Source organism: Janthinobacterium aquaticum (genome assembly GCF_009208565.1).
Lineage (GTDB): Bacteria > Pseudomonadota > Gammaproteobacteria > Burkholderiales > Burkholderiaceae_D > Janthinobacterium.
In genome coordinates this window covers 73,468-91,646 of record NZ_WFLK01000014.1, presented here as the reverse complement: position 1 = coordinate 91,646, position 18,179 = coordinate 73,468, and the positions used below count along the sequence as shown (strand labels likewise).

The following is an 18,179-nucleotide window of genomic DNA, read 5'->3' as shown; positions in this document are numbered from 1 at the left end:
AGGGGCCGTAATCCGACAACACCGCTGACGCCAACAATGTTGTCGGATTACGCGGGGCTTTGCCCCGCTAATCCGACCTACGTGAAATGCATTCACATAGCGGCATTAGCCCCATGCCCTTATACATAACTCCAAGCTGCGGCTAGCCAGTGCCTGAAGTCAGCGTAGCTGGTCAATTTTCGCATCTGCTCTTGTAAGGTTTGCAGCGCATCCAACGGTGAGTATTCCTGAGTCCTGCGACGGTTGTGGTGAGACCATTACAGTAGATCGCTTCTTGAGTAACGAGTCGGTCGACTGGCGGGACATCATGGCGCCACATTGGCAGCGAACACAAGTTATGGATGCAACCGTCCAGGCCAGACTTGAACAAAGTGGTCAGGTTCAATCACGGCGAGGCGGTTTTTTGGCAAGAAAAGCGATGATGAAACAGGTGTAAAAGCGATGTGGAAGGGACTGAAAAAGATACGACTCGTCGCTGGAGCGCTAAGAAAAATGAACCTGGCCCACGGCTAACGCTGAATTGTGCATAAGGACATGCATCTAACTACGATTATTTATTAATTTTCGTTGCCATTGAGATAGTAATTATGCAAAAATTATTCATTCATTCTGTATTTTTGTGGACGGATACAGGCGCGCACTTCTACTCAATAGCATAGGAAAAGCAATGGATTTAATCGACCAACTCCGCGGACTTGCCTCAAGAATCTCCACGACTAAAGATATTATTCAGACGGAGGAAGCCACCAAAAATGCGATGATCATGCCTTTCATCCAGATTTTGGGATATAACGTTTTTGATCCTACAGAAGTAACCCCCGAATTAATTGCTGATGTGGGAACGAAAAAAGGCGAAAAGGTCGATTATGCGATCCTGAGCGACGGGAAGCCGATCATATTGTTTGAATGTAAGAAGAGTGGTGGAGATCTCAGCATCAATCACGCCAGCCAACTTTTCAGGTATTTTCATGTCACAGCAGCAAGATTTGGCGTTTTGACAAATGGTCTTACATACAGATTCTTCACCGATCTCGAACAGCCCAATAAAATGGATGAAAAGCCTTTCTTTGAATTCAACATTCTGGATTTCAAAGAACGCGATGTTGATGAACTGAAGAAATTTGCAAAATCGTTGTTTGATGTTGATACCATCTTGACGACAGCGAATGATCTGAAATATACCCGCGCCATTCAGAATCGCCTGTCCGAATGGATGCACAATCCCTCTGAAGATTTCGTCAGACTACTTTCCTCAGATTTACTAGGAGGAAAACGCTTCACACCCGCTGTCAAAGACCAGTTCACCACGATCACCAAACGCGCGTTTGAACAGCTTTTGGGCGAACGAATAAATGATCGTCTCAAAGGTGCAATGACACCAGAATCATCTCCAGTCCAAGAGGTGGTTCCTGTCATTCCTCCCGAAGGCATAGTAGAAAACCCAATTGTCACGACGGCCGAAGAAATTGAAGGATTACACATCATTCGTGCCATCTTGCGCGGGGTAGTAAGCTCACGCAGAATCGTCATGCGCGACTCGCAGAGCTACTGCGCTATTTTGCTTGATGACAATAATCGCAAACCGGTTTGTCGCCTGCGATTCAATAATACCGAGAAGCTCGCTGTCGGTTTGTTCAATCACAAGAAGGAAGAGGAAAAATTTCCCATTGCAAGTCTCGATGATCTGTACACCCATGCAGAACAGTTAAAAGCAACCGTACTGATGCACTTGCCTGCAGAGGAAAACGGAAAACCCAGCGTCAGCTGATGTCCCGAAGATGAGCATAAGGCCGCGATTACCTGCTTTATGCTCCGACTTAATTTAATTCCGGCAACGCCCCACCGTCGCCCCCGGCAGCAGCACCGGCAGCCAGATTTCCTGCAGGTGCTGCGGGGGTGTACCAGCCAGCAGCGCTTGCAGCATCTCGACCATCTTGGCGCCGGCGCGGCGCAGGTCGGGCTGGTCGATGGTGGTGACGTTGACACCGATCATGGTGTCTTGCACATTGCCCCAGATAATCACCGACATATCCTTGCCGATCTCCAGACCGGCATCCATGACGGCGCGCACTGCCCCCACGCCGGACAGGTGATTGTCGACGATCACCGCCGTGGGCCGCGGCGAGCAGGCCAGCAGTTGCTGCATGGCGTGGTAGCCGCTGCGCCGGTCGGGCGCATGGTCGATCAGATAACGCGGGTCGGCCTGCAGGCCGGCTTTGAGCATGCCGCGCGTAAAGCTGTGCCTGCGCTCGTAGGCAAAATGCAGGTCCTGCGGCGCGCTGATCAGGCCGATGCGCTGGTGACCGTGCGCCAGCAAAAAAGACAGCCCCAGTTCGATGCCGGTTTCATTGTCGTAATCAAAGTAGGCATACGGCGTGTCGCAGCGCGTGCGACCGTTGGCGACAAACGGAAAGCCGACACGGCTGAGGTAAGCGATGCGCTCATCTTCGACGCGCGTGCGGCCCACTACCAGGCCATCGACCTGGCGGCTGCGTACCATGTTTTCATAGGAAGGCTGTTCGTTCTGGGGCGAAACCGGCGCAATAATCAGGCTCATCTTGGCCGCTTCGACGGCGTCCGACATGCCGTTGACGACCGACAAAAAGACGCTGTCGCCGAAGTCGCTGGGCTGCAAGGGATAAATCATGCCCAGTACATTGCTGCGCCCGACGGCCAGGCTGCGCGCCAGCGGATTAGGGCGGTAACCGACCTTCTTGGCTGCTGCCAGTACGATTTCACGGGTGCGGGAATTGACTTCCGGATAGCCGTTCAAGGCCCGGCTCACTGTCGTTTTCGACATGCCGAGGGCCGTTGCGAGGCTCTTGAGATTCATGTTAACGACCTGTATTTTAGCGACTCAACTCTGGTCCGTCATTATAGCCGAGCGACTATCGGTCTTCCTTATCAGGAAACAAAGAAATTACAATAAAAACAGCACGCCCGTGCTGCAGCGCGATGACTATCTGCTTGCCAGCCTGACCCTGGCGCCATAGCGGGTACTTACCATGCCATCTTCACGAGGTACGCGGCCAGGCAGGGCAATCGGACGAAGGTGCGCACGATAGACTTATCAAGAAAATACAACAATCTGGCATTGTGCGAAAATTTGTCCTACTCTTGATTCAAGTAAAGCCTGACGCACGTGGCGGCGCAGGCTGATACTCCGGGCTCTTGCCACGCAATTTTCCAAGGTGAATAAAGTGGTCACGCTAACGTCCCTTAATACCCTGCAAGCATCGCTGGCCTCGGCGCAACGACGGGTCGAGCAAGGCCAGAACCAGGTACAGCGCGACAGCGAACAGCTGGCGCAGAGCCGCCAGCAGTTGGTCAAGGAAAAGGAACAGCTGAGCCAGACCGAGCGCAGTACCCAGCAGGCGCAGGCGGCCTCGCAAACGCCGATCAAGGCGCCACAGGTGGACCAGGCCATCAAGCTGGCAGTGCCGCAGCAATTCGGCTTTAACCCCGAACGCCAGTTACAGCCCCAGATCAACGCTTATGGCCAATCGATCGGACGAGTGATCAATACCACCGCCTGACCGTAATGCCGCTAAGTCAAGGGGACGGTAGGTCGGATTAGCGTAGCGTAATCCGACAATTGGCAGGTGATATCGTCGGATTACGCCGTTCCGGCTAATCCGACCTACGTGATACAGGCCAAATGCAGGGGTCAATCGGCCGATGCCGCCATCTCTTCGGCCAGCACATCGAGCCACCATTTGCGGCCCGGCTCGGGCTGCTTCAGATTGAGCGCCTCGCCCATCTCCGGCGTGGCCAGCGGCACCCCCTGCTTTGCCGCCAGCCTGCTGATACGGTCAAACGGCTCATGCCAGACATGCAGGCCCAGGTCGAACGTGCCGTTATGCACCGGCATCAGCCACTTGCCGCGCAAGTCCAGATGCGCCTGCAGGGTTTGCTCGGGCTGCATATGCACATCGGGCCATAGCTTGTCGTAGGCGCCGGTTTCCAGCATGGTCACGTCAAACGGGCCGTATTGTTCGCCTATGCGCTTGAAACCGTCGAAATAACCGGTGTCGCCGCTGAAAAACACGCGTAGCTGCGGCGTCATGATCACCCATGAAGCCCATAGCGTGCGGTTGCCATCGAACAGGCCGCGGCCCGAGAAATGCTGCGACGGCGTGGCCACCAGTTGCACGCCGCCAATTTGCGTGCCCTGCCACCAGTCGAACTGGCGTACCTTGGCCGCCGGTACGCCCCATTCGATCAGGGTATCGCCCACGCCCAGCGGCGTGACAAAGTGCTCGGTCTTGCCAGCCAGCGCCAGCACGGCAGCATGGTCGAGATGATCGTAATGGTCATGCGACAGGATCACCGCCTTGATCGGCGGCAGTTCTTCAATGCTGATCGGCGGCTGGTGGAAACGCTTCGGACCAGCCCACTGCACCGGCGAGGCACGCTCGGAAAACACCGGATCGGTCAGGAAAAACTCGCCGTTCAATTTGATCAGCAGCGTCGAATGGCCGAGCCGGAACAGCGTCTCGTCGGGCGCTGCCAGCAACTGTGCGCGCGTCAGCGCATGCACCGGCACGGCCTTGCCCGGCACCGTACCAGCTGGTTTTTTGAAGAAAAATGCCCACATCAGCCGCAGGCTTTCCCCGGTGTCTCGCTGGTACATCGGTACCGGATTGCGGAACTTGCCGTCCGCGCGCAGCGCAGCGGTGGTGCCGGCGGCTGGCTCGGCCGGCGCAGCAGGCTCGGCGCGCAAGGTGCAAGAACTCATGGTCATCAGAACTCCCAGGAACAAAATGGTATGCAAGGTCATATGCGGCCGCAGTGATAGAACACAAGGAAAATTTACACTATCCAGTGTAGTTCTAGTTGAAAGCAAAGTAAACCAACAGGTGTAAAATATTGTTTTCAAAGGAGATTTGCAGCCATGGCCTTACCGCAACGCTTGACCGACCGCAAGCGCGTAGCCATCGTCGATGCCGCCATCGCCGAGTTCCGCGAACATGGTTTTGATGCCACCAGCATGGACAAGATTGCCGCCACGGCCGCCGTTTCCAAGCGCACCGTCTACAACCATTTCCCCAGCAAGGATGAGCTGTTTGCCGAGATCCTGCAGCGGCTGTGGGCCGGCAGTGTGGCCCAGCCGCCCGTGCCGTATGAAGCCGACCAGCCGTTGCGCCCACAGGTGATGGCGCTGGTCGAACAGAAAATGGTGCTGCTGTGCGACGCCACCTTTATCGACCTGGCGCGCGTGGTGTTTGGCGAAACCATCCATTCGCCGGCGCGCGCACAGACCATGGTCGCGCAAATGAACGAGAAGGAAAGCGGCCTCAATATCTGGATGCGGGCCGCGCAGCAGGATAAGCGCATCAAGCCGGTCGATCTGCTCGAAGCGGCCCATATGCTGATGGCGCCACTGAAAACTTTTGCCTTCTGGCCGCAAATTACGATGGGCGAACCCTTGCTCAGCCCGGCACGCCAGCGTGAAGTGATCGACCTGGCCGTCGACATGTTCCTGTGCTACTACAGCGCCGAGAAACCAGCTGCATGAATCCATAGGGAGGCGCATGACGATTACCCCCGAACAACTGGCCGTGCTGATGCAGGAAGTCGAAGCGGCCGACCCGATCGACTTTGCCGACCTGCCCTTTGACGAACAGGAACTGCGCGGCCTGATTGCCAATCATCTGTGCGAAATGGCTGACGCCATGGCCAGCTTTACGCCCGAAGACCGCAATCTGGCGCTGCTGGCCGTGGCCGCCAAGCTGGTGCTGGAAAACCTGGTACTGCATGTCCAGCTGCTGCGCCGCCACGGCTTGCCGGTCGGCGACAGCGTGGAGGCGCTGCTGCAGCGCTTGCAGAACAAGCCTTAAAGGGCTGGTGCGGCCGGGAAGTCCACCACCGTGTCGTTGACGCGGTTAAACAGATTGGTAAAGGTGATGGCCGTAATGGCCAGCAGTGCGTCGACGATTTGCGCGTCGCTGTAGCCGGCTGCCTTGACGGCCGCCACCGTTTCCGGCTCGGTGGTGCCGCGCGAAGTCACCAGATGGCGGGCAAAGGCCGCCAGCGCATCGAGCTGGCTGTCGCCGCTGGGCTCGCCACGGCGCAGCGCCACGCTTGCTGCCTTGTCGATGCCTTGCTTGCTGGCCATCAGGGTATGGGCAGCCAGGCAATAATCACAGCCCGACGCTTCGCTGACGGCCAGGCGGATGGTTTCCAGGTCACGCGCCGCCAGGCTGCTTTTACGCAACGCAGCATCAAGGCCCAGCATCGCTTCGAGCGCCAGCGGACTGTTGCTGCCGATATCGGCGTAGGCATTGGGCACCTTGCCGATGGCAGCCTTGATGGCGCCAAACAGTTGTTCGGTTTTGCCGGTGGCTTCGGTAACAGCTTGTTGGAAAAGGCGGGCCATGATAAATCCTTTCAAAGTGGTTGAGTGCGCTGCACGCTGCAGGCATGGACACAGTGTACGCAGCCACTCTGCATTTTTTAATGCTGAAATTGAGCTAAAATTTGCTTTTTCGTCTCAAAAAAATAGTCATGGATAGTCTCAGCCGCCTGCTTGCCTTGTATCCGATGCGCACCGCACTCGATGTGCACTGCCACTTTGGCGCCCCGTTTCTGCTGCAGCAGCAAGCCGTGGAGGCAGGTATTGCTCCCTACCATCTGATCTTGCAGGGACAGGCCCGCCTGGCCATGCCGGGCAGCGATGAACTGGCCTTGCAAGCGGGCGATATCGTGGTGTTCCCGCACGGCAGTGCTCATACCCTGCACCTGGAGCATCGCGACGCTGCCGCCGCGCCCCTCTATGACGTGCCATCGGCAACGCTGCTGCGCAAAGTCAGCAATGATGGCGCCGGCCCGGCCACCGATATCCTGTGCGGGCAGTTCACCTGGGAGCCAGGCATGTCGCAGGCGCTGCTGGCCAGCCTGCCGCCCTGTTTGCTGGTACGCACGCAGGGCCAGCCGCATCTGGCCAGCCTGCGCGCCTTGATGGACTTGCTGCAGCAGGAAGCCGAGCAGGCCCAGCCGGGCGCCGCCACGGTGCTGGCGCAATTGTCGTCCGCCCTGTTTGCCATGCTGATGCGCGCCTGGCTGGCGCAGTCTGTGCAGTTGCCGGGCCTGTTTGCGGCACTGGCCGAGCGGCGTCTGCAGGCCGCGCTGCAGGCCATGCTGGCGCAGCCGGGAGAAAACTGGGATCTGCCGCGCCTGGCGGAGCTGTGCCATATGTCGCGTGCCACTTTTGCACGCGTATTTCGCCAGGTGGCCGGCACCACGCCTGCCGCCTTGCTGCAGCAGCTGCGCATGGCGCAGGCGGCGCAGTGGCTGCGCCACGACCATCGTCCGGTGGCCGTGATTGGCGAACTGGCCGGCTACCAGTCGGAGGCGGCATTCAATCGCGTCTTCAAGCGCAGCTTTGGAATGGGGCCGGGCCAGTACCGGCGCACGGCCGCCTGAGCGTCAGGTGCGCCGTACTGCGCGCGCCTGCAACGTGACATCTGATTCGGCTACCGCCACGCAGGGCAGGATATAGCCGCCCTGCCGCTCGTCGGGGCTGACGCCGGGCCACTCGACCGTATAGCGCACCTTTCCCTGCGGCATATGGCACAGGCAGGTGCGGCAGGTGCCGTTGCGGCACGAGCTGAGCAGGCGGATACCGGCCAGCTCGGCGGCGGCCAGCAAGGTAACGCCGGGGCCGGCAGCAAACTGCCAGCCCTGCGGCACGATGGTAATGGTGAAAGTGGAAGAAGGCGCGCTCATGCGGCCAGTGTAGCAAATCAGCCTGCCTGTGCGCCTTCCACCGTGGTCCACTGCGCGCCGCTCGCATGGCTGCGCAGCACGGCTTCGGCAAACGCCAGTCCATCGACACCGGCCTCGACCGTCGGCAGCCAGCTTGCCTCGGGCGGCACCGGTTGCCCCGCCTGCAGCGCGCGAATGGCAATCGCCGCATCGAGATAGAGCTGGGCAAACGCTTCGAGGTAGCCTTCCGGGTGGCCGGCCGGCACCCGTGTGGCGTGCGCGGCGGCGCGGCTGTCGACGCGGCCCGGGCGCAGCCGCTGGCGGTTGCCGCCCTGCGGCGTGAACCACAGCTCGTTGGGCTGTTCCTGGTCAAAGTCGAGCTGGGCCTTGCTGCCGAACAGGCGCAGGCGCACCGTGTTTTCACAACCGGTCGCCACCTGGCTGGCCCACAAAGTGCCCTTGGCGCCATTGGCATAGCGCAGCATCACCTGCACATGGTCGTCCAGCGTGCGATTCGGTACAAAGGTCGACAGTTCGGCCAGCAACTGCTGCGGCGTCTGGCCGCTGACAAACTGCGCCAGGTGATAAGCATGCACGCCCACGTCAAGCAGCACGCCGCCGGGACCGGCCTTCTGCGGATCGTTATGCCAGTTGCCTTCGCTCATGCCGCCAGCGGCAATCGCCTCGGCCAGCCAGTCCTGCGAATACTCGACCTGCACCAGGCGCAACTCGCCGATCTCGCCCGCCTCCACCATCGCGCGCGCGTGACGCAACAGCGGATAGCCGCTATAGGTGTGAGTCAGCGCAAACAGCAGGTTTTTCTGTTTTGCCAGGGCCGCCAGTTGCCGGCCTTCGGCCAGCGAAATGGCCAGCGGCTTGTCGCAGATCACATGGATGCCCGCTTCCATAAAGGCGGTGGCCACCGGTGCATGCAGGTAATTGGGCGTGACGATAGCCACCGCCTCGATGCCGTCCGGGCGCTGGCTTTCCGCGCGTGCCATTTCGCGGTAGTCGCTGTAGCTGCGCTCCGGCGCCAGGTGCAGCGCGGCGCCGCTGCTTTGCGCCCGCTCGGGGTTCGATGACAGCGCACCGGCCACCAGTTCGTACTGGTCGTCGATGCGCGCGGCAATGCGGTGCACGGCGCCGATAAATGCGCCCTGCCCGCCGCCTACCATGCCCAGCCGGATTCGTCGCTGCATGCTGCCTCCTTATTTCAAGCCCAGCAAATGGTTGATCTGCTGCTGGTCCACGGCGCTGTCGGCAAAGTCGTCAAACGCCCGTTCGGCCACGCGGATAATATGCTCGCGGATAAAGCGCGCGCCTTCGGCGGCGCCGTCTTCGGGGTGCTTCAGGCAGCACTCCCATTCCAGCACGGCCCAGCCCGGAAAATCATATTGCGCCATCTTGGAAAAAATCGCCTTGAAGTCGACCTGGCCGTCGCCGAGCGAGCGGAAGCGCCCGGCCCGGTCCTGCCAGTCGCCGTAGCCGCCATACACGCCCTGGCGTCCGTCGGGGCGGAACTCGGCATCCTTGACGTGAAACGCCTTGATGCGCTCATGATAAATATCGATAAAAGCCAGGTAATCGAGCTGCTGCAGCACGAAGTGGCTGGGGTCGTACAGGATCGACGCACGCGGGTGCTGGCTCACCGCATCGAGGAAGCGCTCAAACGTCACGCCGTCATGCAGGTCCTCGCCCGGATGAAGCTCATAGCACAGGTCCACGCCGGCTTCGTCAAAGGCGTCGAGGATCGGCAGCCAGCGCCTGCCCAGTTCGGCAAAAGCAGTTTCCACCAGCCCTTTCGGGCGCTGCGGCCACGGATACACATACGGCCAGGCCAGCGCGCCGGAAAACGTTACATGCGCCTTCAAGCCCAGGCGCTGCGAAGCCTTCGCCGCCCACAGCAACTGCTGCGTGGCCCAGGCCGTGCGCGCAGCCGGATCGCCCCTGACCTGCTCGGGTGCAAAACCGTCAAACAGCTCGTTGTAAGCCGGATGCACGGCAATCAGCTGCCCTTGCAAATGGGTCGACAGCTCCGTCACCTGCAGGCCATGCTGTGCCAGCAGGGCCTGCACATCGTCGCAGTACTGCTGGCTGGCCGCAGCCTGCTCGAGATCGAACAGGCGCGGCGCGGTCGGCAGCTGCAGGCCCTTGTAGCCGAGCCCGGCAGCCCATTGCGCCAGGTGTTCGAGCGAATCGAACGGTGGTTCTTCGCCCAGGAACTGGGCGAGGAAAATGGCAGGGCCCTGGATGGTTTTCATGGGTATTTCCTGTTAATAAAGCCGGTCAACTCCGTAGGTCGGATTAGCGGGGTACAGCCCCGCGTAATCCGACAACATGGTTGGCATCAATGGTGTTGCCGGATTACGCTGACCACGGAGTTTAAAACGGCGACTTTGGAAAGTAAAACTGCTTGGCATTCTCGCGCGTGATCAGCACCGATGGAATAATGGTATTGGCCGGCAGTTTCTCACCCTTCAGGCGCGCTTCGGTAGTCAGCTTGATGGCGTCGTACATGAATTTCGGCGAATACGAGACGTTGGCGACGATCTGCGGATCGGAGCCGTCCATGATTTTCTTGACCGCGCCCTTGGCGCCGGCGCCGCCAAATACCTGCTTGATGTCGGTGCGCTTGGCTTGCGCGATGGCTTTCTGCACGCCGATGGCCATATCGTCATCGGCGGCCCAGACGGCGTCGATCTGCTTGAAGCGGGTCAGATAATCCTGCATGACCTTGAAGGCGTCATCGCGGTTCCAGTTGCCGTATTTGGCGTCGAGAATCTTGATGTCCGGGTGGTTTTTCATCACCGCATTGAAGGCGTCGAAGCGCTCGTTGTCAAGCGTGGTCGGCATGCCGCGCAGCACCACGATATTGCCCTTGCCATTGAGGCTCTTGGCCAGGTATTCGGCCGGCAGCTTGCCAAACGCCGTATTGTCGCCGGCAATATAGGCGTCCTGCGACTCGGTATTGGTCAGGCCGCGGTCGACCACCGTCACATACACGCCCTTGTTTTTCACCTGCGCTACCGGCTGCGTGAGCGAAGCCGATTCGATCGGGAAAATCACCAGCGTATTGATCTTGTTGACGGTCAGCATGTCCTGCAGCTGGTTGGCCTGCTCCGGCGCCGTGGCAGCCGTCTTGACGATGATCTTGACGCCAGGATGGGCTTTTTCCAATTCCATCTTGGCCTGGTTGGCCCACCACACGATGCCCGACGTAAAGCTGTGGGTGGCAGTCGGAATGGCCACGCCCACCACAAGTTTTTCTGCCGCCTGCGCCGCCATCGGCATGGCCCATGCCTGCATTACCAGTACTGCCATGCCTGCTACGCGAATAAAGCTTTTCATGTTGCTCTCCTCCAAGGTTGTGGACGGCCTGTGGCCGCCCTTCAGAACGCCGCTGTGTTTTTATTTGCGGCCTCGCTGCAGGAAAGCGACGGCGATAATCACCACGCCTTGCACTGCTGCATTCAGATGGACACTGATAATGCTGGTCAAATTGAGAATATTGCTGATGGTCGACAGCAGAATGGCGCCGATCACAGTGCCGATAATGCGTCCCTCGCCGCCCTTGAGCGCGGTGCCACCCACCACCACGGCAGCGATCGCTTCAAGCTCCCACAGCAGGCCGGTGGTCGGCGTGGCCGAACCGAGGCGCGGCACATACAGCACGGTGGCGATACCCACGCAGATGCCAAGCAGCATATAGGTCAGGATCTTCACGCGGTCGACATTGATGGCCGCGTAGCGCGCCACCTGCTCGTTCGAGCCCACCGCCTGCACGTGGCGGCCAAAGGTGGTGCGGTTCAGGATAACGGCGCCGGCAGCGGCCACGATCAGGAAAATCCAGATCGGAATCGGCGCCCCGAGCACGCTGGTGTAATACACCGGGCTGTACAGGTCGGCCAGGGTCGAATCGAGCGTCAGCGCGCCGCCGTCGGCCAGATAGGTCAGCACGGCGCGAAACAGGCCCAGCGTGCCCAGCGTAACGATAAACGGTTCGATATTGCCCTTGCTGATCAACAAGCCATGCGCCAGGCCGAAGCCTGCGCCGAGTACCAGCGCCATCAGCACGCCCAGTACCACCATGGTCAGCGGCGACAGGTCGCCGGCCACGCCCATGGCCAGCTGGTTCATGAAGTAGATCATGCAGCCGGCAATCAGCGCGGCCATCGAGCCGACCGACAGGTCGATGCCGCCCGAGATAATCACAAAGGTCATGCCGACGGCGATAATGCCGATAAAGGCCGTGCGCGTGAGCACGTTCATCAGATTATCAAACGTGGCAAAGTCGCTATTGAGCAAGGTGCCTGCGATGCACAGGGCGATCAGGCCCAGCACCGGGCCAAAGCCCTTGATGCGGGCGCCCAGCTGCTGCAATGGCTTGAGTGTGGTATCAGTGCGTGCCGGTTGCATGAGCAATCAACTCCTCTTCGGTCAGGTGCTCGGCGCCGAGCGTGGTTTGTAAAGTGCCGGCCCGCATCACCGCCACGCGGTGGCACAGGCCGATCAGTTCGATCAATTCGGATGAGATCACGATTACCGCGCGCCCCTCGGCGGCCAAGCGATGGATCAGGAAATAGATATCGCGCTTGGCGCCCACGTCCACCCCGCGGCTGGGCTCATCGAGCACGATCACACGCGGATCGGAATGCAGGTATTTGGCCAGCGCCAGCTTTTGCTGGTTGCCGCCAGACAGCATGCGTGCACGGCTATCCAGGTCGCCGGTGCGGATATTGAAGTCCTTGACGGCCGTGGCCAGCGCCGCCTGTTCCGCCTTCAGGTCCAGCAGCGGACGCGCATAGCGCTCCATGGTCATCATGGTCAGGTTTTCACGCAGGCCCAGATTCACATGCAGGCCCTTGCCCTTGCGGTCTTCGCTCAGATAAGTCATGCCGTTCTGCATGGCTTCGCGCGGCGTGCGGATATTGACCTGTTTGCCACCCAGCGTGATGGTGCCGGCGCTGCGCGGACGCAGTCCCAGCAAGGCTTCGAACGACTCGGTGCGGCCGGCGCCGACCAGGCCGGCAAAACCCAGCACTTCGCCGGCGCGCACCTCGAAAGAAAGATTTTTTGTCCAGCCCGGCACCTGCAGGCCTTCGACCTTGAGCAGCACCGGCGCATCGGGCGCCACTGGCGCCTTGGCCGGGAACATATCAGACAATTCTCGCCCGACCATCAGATTGGCCATCTGCTGGCGCGTCAGGCTGGCCGTCAGCTCGCGCGTGATAAAGCGCCCGTCGCGCATAACGATCACTTCATCGGTATTGCGTTCGACTTCATCGAGCTTGTGCGAGATATACAGGATGGTCACGCCGTCGGCCTTGAGCTGCGCCATCACGGCAAACAGGCGCTGCGTTTCGGATGACGTCAGGGTAGCGGTCGGCTCGTCCATGATCAGGAAACGCGCGCGGCGCGACAGCGCCTTGGCAATTTCCACCAGCTGCTTTTCAGCCACGATCAGGTCGCGGATACGCGTATCGGGCGCCACGTCGAGCCCCACCTGTTTCAGGTAGCGCGCCGCTTCCTGGTTCATGCCTGCGTCATCGAGCAGCCAGCCACGCGTTTTCTCGTGGCCCAGGAACATGTTCTGCGCCACCGTCAGGTGTTCGGCCAGGTTGAATTCCTGGTGGATCAGCACGATGCCGGCGCTTTCCGCATCGCGCGAACTGGCAAAGCGCTGCGCCGCGCCGTCGATCAGCAAGCGCCCTTCGGACACCGCTTCATAGCCGGCCAGTATTTTCATCAGCGTCGACTTGCCGGCGCCGTTCTCGCCAAGCAGGCCATACACGCGCCCCGGCGACAGTTCAAACGTGACGCCGTGCAGCACGCGCACCGGGCCAAAGTCCTTGCAGACAGCATCAAAAGCCACCGCTACGCTCACTATGCACTCCCTCGCAAAACCAGTTGATGGGGCAGCACCACGCCCGGCACCTGTGCCTGCGGGTCGGCCAGGCGCGCCAGCAGCAAGCGCGCGGCCGTCTCGCCCAGTTCACGCATCGGCTGGGCTATCGTGGTGAGGCCAGGCGCAATCTGCGCGGCCACGGCAATATCGTCAAAACCGATTACGGCCACGTCTTCGGGCACGCGCTTGCCAAGCTGGCGCAGCGCGCTCATCACGCCGATGGCCAAGGTGTCGGAGACGGCAAAAATCGCCGTCGGCGCGTCCGGCTGGGCCATCAATTCCAGCGCCGCTGCGCTGCCCGCTTCGTAATCGACGCCCTGCACGGTGCGCATCAGGGTGTCATCGCGCGCAATCCCGGCGCCCGCCAGCGCATCAAGGTAGCCCTGCTGGCGCTGGCGCGCATACAGGTAGCGCTTGTCGGAATTGATCAGCCCGATACGCCGATGGCCGCGCGCCAGCAGATGGGCTACCGCGTCGGACGCGGCGCGGTGATTGTCGATGCCCACATACGGCACGGCCACGCCGGGATCAAATTCGCAGCAGGCCACCCACGGCAGATTGATCGATTCATGCGACAACGCATGCTGCACCGTATCGGGGTCGAGACAGATGGCGCCGTCGGCGCGGTGCATGCGCAGCAAATCGAAATACGAACGCTCGCGCCCTTCATCGGCGCCCGTGTCGCACAGCAGCACGAAATAACCATGCTCGCGCGCCACCGTATCGATACCGCGCACGATCTGCGCATAGAATGGGTTGCCCACGTCCGGCACCATGGTCAGCAGCATGCGGCTCTCGGCCGTGCGCAGGCTGCGCGCCAGATGGTTCATGCGGTAGCCAAGCGCGGCCACCGAAGCAAGCACCTTCTCGCGCGTCGGCGCACGCACACCGCTCTGCTCGTTCATCACCCGCGAGACAGTCGCCACCGACACCCCCGCATGGGCAGCCACGGCGCTGATGGAGACAGGGTTTTCGGTCGGCAGGGAATTGAGTACAGCTGGCGGCATGGTCTTCTGCAAAAAATGTAATCGATTACATTTATAAGCCAGAGCGCCCGGCGATGCAAACAAATTCGATGTTGCGATGCAAAACCCGGGGTCAGGTCGGCCATTGCTACACGGCCTCAGCCTTATCAGGCGCCCATCGGAATGCAAAGCGACGGTGAACTGATGAGCTTGTGTAGCATTGGCCGACCTGACCCCGTTTTTACCGTTTTTATTGCACCATCGCGCAAAAGGCATCAGGATTGCCGTCGAGGATCACGCCGCTGGGCCAGCGGTGGCTGCGTTTCTGGGCGCGCAGCAAGGAGGCGGCCAGGGCTGAGTCGCCGTCGACCGCATACACAAACACCGGCATATTGAGCGTGGCGGCGTCGCTCAGCAGGTTGGGGTTGGCGTCCAGGCTGCGCGCGTCGACATGCACGCCGACCGGCATGCCGATCTGCTGCTGCACGCGCTGCAGCCAGGGTTTGTCGAGCTTGGGTGCGCGCGCGTTTTTGGCGATAAAGCGGCTGACGCGGTTGGCGCCGGCCGCTTCGGCGTTGCGCGCGTCGAACACGATCAGGCCCAGGTAGCCTTGCGGATCGGCGCGGCGCGCGCAGACCAGGTTGTTGGGTACGGCCGAGGTCAGGAACCAGTTGCCGTGCTTGATGCCAGCGCGCAGCTGGTTGACCAGGCTGTCGACCGGCGCGCACGAGGGCACGATATCCTTGATTTCAGCATTCAGCGTCTTGGCCGGAAACGGCGTGGCCAGGTCGGCGATATCGGTGACAAACGGCGGCGTCTCGGCGGTCGTCACACCGCGGTTTTTCATGCTGGCGGCGCGCCACTGGTCCGCATTCATCTGCTTGACGGCGCGCGGCGCGCCGGCGTCGACCACGCGCCCGGTCAGCAGGTCGTGGTGCACCACCCAGTTGCCGTCGCCAAGCAATTGCAAGTCCGTCTCGACGCCGTCCCACGGGCCGAAATAGGCATTGCGCAGCGCGCTCAGCGAGTTTTCAGGCGCATTGCCGGCGCCGCGATGGGCCTGCACCTTCATGCCCAGGCAATCGGCCTGCACGCTGCCGGCCACCAAGCTCAGCAGCAAAGCCAGTACGGCGGCCTTATTTTTTTTCCGGATGATAGCCATATTCCATTCCCTGCAAAATATTGTTGCGAATCGCTTCGTTGACCGGGTAGCTGTAGCCCTGGCCGACCGCCACCACATGCGTGAGATTGGCCAGCACGTGCCGGCCGACAATCTGCCAGCGCGTGCTGTCCGCTTCGCTCTGGCGCGTCCAGTCGAGCATCTGTCCGAACAGGTCGCTGCGCGTGACGTTATTGTCGAGCAGCGTGAACACACCCCAGGCTCCCGCCAGCGCCGAAATGAGCACGCCGGTGGCCACCAGCGCCGGCCGGCCACTCAGATCATCTTCGGTGCCGGACGGTCCGCTACCGCGCGCAGCGCGTATCAGCAGCGTCACCTTGGCGATCAGGTACAGCAGTTTTGAAAAATGGCCGACTGCGCCCAGCAGCGAGAAAAACAGCGCGACCGGCGGCACGATGGCGGCGCGCGCCGCTTCCTTGCCCTCTTTGAAATACTTGCCGCCACCTTCGAAATCTTCACGCCTGGCACGGTATTCAATCAGCTTTTCAGCCGTCTTGCGATCAACAAACTGGTCAAACAGGCGGCCAAATTCTGCAGGGCTGGCGTAGCCCGGCTGCACCACGGCGCCTGGCGGCAATTCCAGTCCATCGCGCAACTCGGCCTGGATGCCGGCGCGCGCCACGAAGGCCGGGAAGGACAAACGCGGCGGAATGCGGTCGCCGCGCACCGTCACGCCCTTGCTGGCAGCTTCCGCTACATAGCGCTGCCTGACGGCGGCACGGAACGTGATCTGGTCAGCCGGATGCCAGTTCGATGGCACCGGCACTTTTTTGCGCACATTGCTGACCACTGCAGCGCGGCGGCGCGCCGGCACATTGGTCGGCTGCCAGCCATGGCGCGACAGGCTTTGCCGGTAATCGTCCCAGGAAGACTGCTGCTTGGCCTGCAAACCCGGATCGTCATCCGGAATCACGCCGGAATACAGCTTCCATTTGTCCTGCACTTCCGCGATGGCTTTCTCGTAGTTCTCATAATAGCCAGCCGGCCCGCCGGCCAGCTGGCGCACATTGGCGCGCACCAGTTGCTCCTTGGCCGGCTCCATGCGTGCATCGAGATGGCCAACCGATACCGCCAGGAATGGAAACAGCGCCAGGAACGCCTTGCCTTCGGGCTTGGCAAACAGCGTGGGATCGTCAACCAGGCCCTGCAGGCGCAAGTTGCCGCTGACCAGCGAGCGCTGCAGCAAAGTGGTGCTGAAAGCCATGCGCCGAAAACCCGCATCGCGCGTGTTGACCAGCACGGTCACAAAGGTATCGAGCACCGCAAACACTGCGCACACCGTCAACAGACAGCACACCACGATTGTCTTCCAGCTGGGGCTGGCGCCACGGTTGACCAACCGTCGGCGCCACATAAATTGCAGCAGGAACAGCGCGGCGGCAATGCCCGACAGGCTGCGGCCGTAGAACTCGATATCTTCCACATCCTTGGGCTTGACGTTGCCGCCCACCACATCGAGCAGGCGGGCATTGAACCCCAGCTCAAAGCACAGGTAAACCACCGTCAATGCGATCAGGATCAAGGTTTGCTTGATATACGGATTACGGTACTGACGCAACATCACTTATTTCCTCAAATCGATCACAACCGGCTTGACTTCTTCCGCCTGGAAAATCATCGGCGCAGCGGCCGGGGCTGGCGCTGCTGCTCGCGGCGCAGGCAGGCTGTTCACCGGAGCAGCGGTCCTGGCCGGCGCTTCCTGGCGCCGCGCTTTGGCCGTCGTGCGGCTGTTGGCTTTCGGTGCAGCAACAGGCGCGGCAGCGGGCGCCGGCGGCGCCGGAATCACGCGACCAGCAGCGTCGCCGGCAGGCAGGCTGACAATTGCCGGGCCGATGGCGCGCAGCGCATCGTCGGCAAACGGCTGGGCGCGCGTATCGACGCCTGGCGGCACCGCTACGCTGGTATTGAGCAGGCGGCTGTCGGTGTAGACCTGGCGCGCCAGGCGGTTATAGTTGGGAAAATCGATATTGAGCGACTTGCCGTCGGCCGCCAGCTCGACGCGCGGACGGTCCTTGCAGTTGCCGACCGACCATTGCAGCACATCGCTGCCCTGGAAAGCCAGCACTTCATAGCGGTAGGCGCAGCCGCGCTCCTGCGTCTCGACAATCACCACCGTGCGCGCGCCGACGTTTTCCACGCGCGCCACGCGCGCCGTGATGGCATTGGCCAGCGGCACTACACGAAACGCCTGCGACAGCTTGATCGAATACTTGCCCTGCGGGTCCTTGCGCAAGGTGCCTTCGGTGCCGTCGAGCAGGCGGAAGGTCGAGATCGGCGTGCCGAACAGCTCTGCCGTATCAAGGCCCATCAGGACCCCGCCCTGGCCATTGGGCGTCATGGCGCAGCCGGTCAGCAGGACGCCAGCAGCGACGGCGGCGGCCATTTTGCGCCAGTGCGCAGCAACAAGATTGTCAAACATAGT

The 18,179-nt window shown here is 60.9% G+C and carries 18 protein-coding genes; 5 read left to right on the top strand and 13 right to left on the bottom strand.

Features of this window, described 5'->3' with window-relative positions; translation table 11 throughout:
* The first annotated feature begins 667 nt into the window (after positions 1-667).
* Entirely contained in the window at positions 668-1,768 is a 1,101-nt protein-coding gene (locus GCM43_RS20320; protein ID WP_152247693.1) for a type I restriction endonuclease, read from the top strand.
* Between the two features lie 54 nt (positions 1,769-1,822).
* Here the strand turns inward: GCM43_RS20320 and GCM43_RS20315 are convergent, their stop codons facing one another.
* On the bottom strand, positions 1,823-2,833 hold the full coding sequence (locus GCM43_RS20315) for a substrate-binding domain-containing protein (RefSeq protein ID WP_152247691.1): 1,011 nt from the start codon (positions 2,831-2,833) through the stop codon (positions 1,823-1,825).
* A gap of 367 nt (positions 2,834-3,200) precedes the next feature.
* On the opposite strand from GCM43_RS20315, the gene GCM43_RS20310 reads away from it, so the two are divergent.
* Positions 3,201-3,536: a hypothetical protein gene (locus GCM43_RS20310; protein ID WP_152247689.1), complete on the top strand. Its 336-nt coding sequence runs from the start codon at positions 3,201-3,203 to the stop codon at positions 3,534-3,536.
* Positions 3,537-3,667: 131 nt separating this feature from the next.
* On the opposite strand, the gene GCM43_RS20305 is transcribed toward GCM43_RS20310, so the two are convergent.
* A complete protein-coding gene (locus tag GCM43_RS20305; RefSeq protein ID WP_152247812.1) occupies positions 3,668-4,738 on the bottom strand; it encodes an MBL fold metallo-hydrolase in 1,071 nt (356 codons plus the stop codon).
* Between the two features lie 156 nt (positions 4,739-4,894).
* Between GCM43_RS20305 and GCM43_RS20300 the strand changes: the two genes are divergently transcribed.
* Both GCM43_RS20300 and GCM43_RS20295 read left to right on the top strand, forming a co-directional pair.
* On the top strand, positions 4,895-5,518 hold the full coding sequence (locus GCM43_RS20300; RefSeq protein WP_152247687.1) for a TetR/AcrR family transcriptional regulator: 624 nt from the start codon (positions 4,895-4,897) through the stop codon (positions 5,516-5,518).
* A 16-nt stretch (positions 5,519-5,534) separates the two neighbouring features.
* Positions 5,535-5,840 carry a hypothetical protein gene (locus tag GCM43_RS20295; RefSeq protein ID WP_152247685.1) on the top strand — a complete coding sequence of 102 codons (306 nt, stop codon included), beginning with the start codon at positions 5,535-5,537 and terminating at the stop codon, positions 5,838-5,840.
* Here GCM43_RS20295 and GCM43_RS20290 read toward each other — a convergent pair.
* Positions 5,837-6,379 carry a carboxymuconolactone decarboxylase family protein gene (locus GCM43_RS20290; protein WP_152247683.1) on the bottom strand — a complete coding sequence of 181 codons (543 nt, stop codon included), beginning with the start codon at positions 6,377-6,379 and terminating at the stop codon, positions 5,837-5,839. The two genes, GCM43_RS20295 and GCM43_RS20290, sit on opposite strands and share 4 nt — an antisense overlap.
* 128 nt (positions 6,380-6,507) lie before the next feature.
* Between GCM43_RS20290 and GCM43_RS20285 the strand changes: the two genes are divergently transcribed.
* Entirely contained in the window at positions 6,508-7,425 is a 918-nt protein-coding gene (locus tag GCM43_RS20285; RefSeq protein WP_152247681.1) for an AraC family transcriptional regulator, read from the top strand.
* A 3-nt stretch (positions 7,426-7,428) separates the two neighbouring features.
* Here GCM43_RS20285 and GCM43_RS20280 read toward each other — a convergent pair whose 3' ends face one another.
* The 10 genes from GCM43_RS20280 to GCM43_RS20235 form a co-directional block, all read right to left on the bottom strand.
* Positions 7,429-7,728 (bottom strand): 2Fe-2S iron-sulfur cluster-binding protein, encoded by a 300-nt coding sequence (locus GCM43_RS20280; RefSeq protein WP_152247679.1) that lies wholly within the window; start codon positions 7,726-7,728, stop codon positions 7,429-7,431.
* Between the two features lie 17 nt (positions 7,729-7,745).
* Positions 7,746-8,906 carry a Gfo/Idh/MocA family protein gene (locus GCM43_RS20275; RefSeq protein ID WP_226929584.1) on the bottom strand — a complete coding sequence of 387 codons (1,161 nt, stop codon included), beginning with the start codon at positions 8,904-8,906 and terminating at the stop codon, positions 7,746-7,748.
* Between the two features lie 9 nt (positions 8,907-8,915).
* Positions 8,916-9,968, bottom strand: coding sequence for a sugar phosphate isomerase/epimerase family protein (locus GCM43_RS20270; RefSeq protein ID WP_152247677.1), 1,053 nt, complete (start codon positions 9,966-9,968; stop codon positions 8,916-8,918).
* Positions 9,969-10,089: 121 nt separating this feature from the next.
* Positions 10,090-11,013, bottom strand: a complete 924-nt coding sequence (locus tag GCM43_RS20265; protein WP_413770974.1) for a substrate-binding domain-containing protein — start codon at positions 11,011-11,013, stop codon at positions 10,090-10,092.
* A 102-nt stretch (positions 11,014-11,115) separates the two neighbouring features.
* Entirely contained in the window at positions 11,116-12,123 is a 1,008-nt protein-coding gene (locus GCM43_RS20260) for an ABC transporter permease (protein ID WP_152247673.1), read from the bottom strand.
* The gene (locus tag GCM43_RS20255) at positions 12,104-13,591 is read right to left on the bottom strand and encodes a sugar ABC transporter ATP-binding protein (protein ID WP_152247671.1); all 1,488 of its coding nucleotides are present in this window, start codon (positions 13,589-13,591) and stop codon (positions 12,104-12,106) included. The genes GCM43_RS20260 and GCM43_RS20255 overlap by 20 nt, the downstream gene beginning before the upstream one ends.
* On the bottom strand, positions 13,591-14,619 hold the full coding sequence (locus GCM43_RS20250) for a LacI family DNA-binding transcriptional regulator (protein ID WP_152247669.1): 1,029 nt from the start codon (positions 14,617-14,619) through the stop codon (positions 13,591-13,593). Before GCM43_RS20250 ends, GCM43_RS20255 begins: the two co-directional genes overlap by 1 nt.
* A 208-nt stretch (positions 14,620-14,827) precedes the next feature.
* Positions 14,828-15,739, bottom strand: coding sequence for a glycerophosphodiester phosphodiesterase (locus GCM43_RS20245; RefSeq protein WP_152247667.1), 912 nt, complete (start codon positions 15,737-15,739; stop codon positions 14,828-14,830).
* Positions 15,714-17,318 (bottom strand): hypothetical protein, encoded by a 1,605-nt coding sequence (locus GCM43_RS20240; protein WP_152247665.1) that lies wholly within the window; start codon positions 17,316-17,318, stop codon positions 15,714-15,716. The genes GCM43_RS20245 and GCM43_RS20240 overlap by 26 nt, the downstream gene beginning before the upstream one ends.
* 3 nt (positions 17,319-17,321) lie before the next feature.
* On the bottom strand, positions 17,322-18,176 hold the full coding sequence (locus tag GCM43_RS20235) for a hypothetical protein (RefSeq protein ID WP_152247663.1): 855 nt from the start codon (positions 18,174-18,176) through the stop codon (positions 17,322-17,324).
* Positions 18,177-18,179 lie beyond the last annotated feature (3 nt).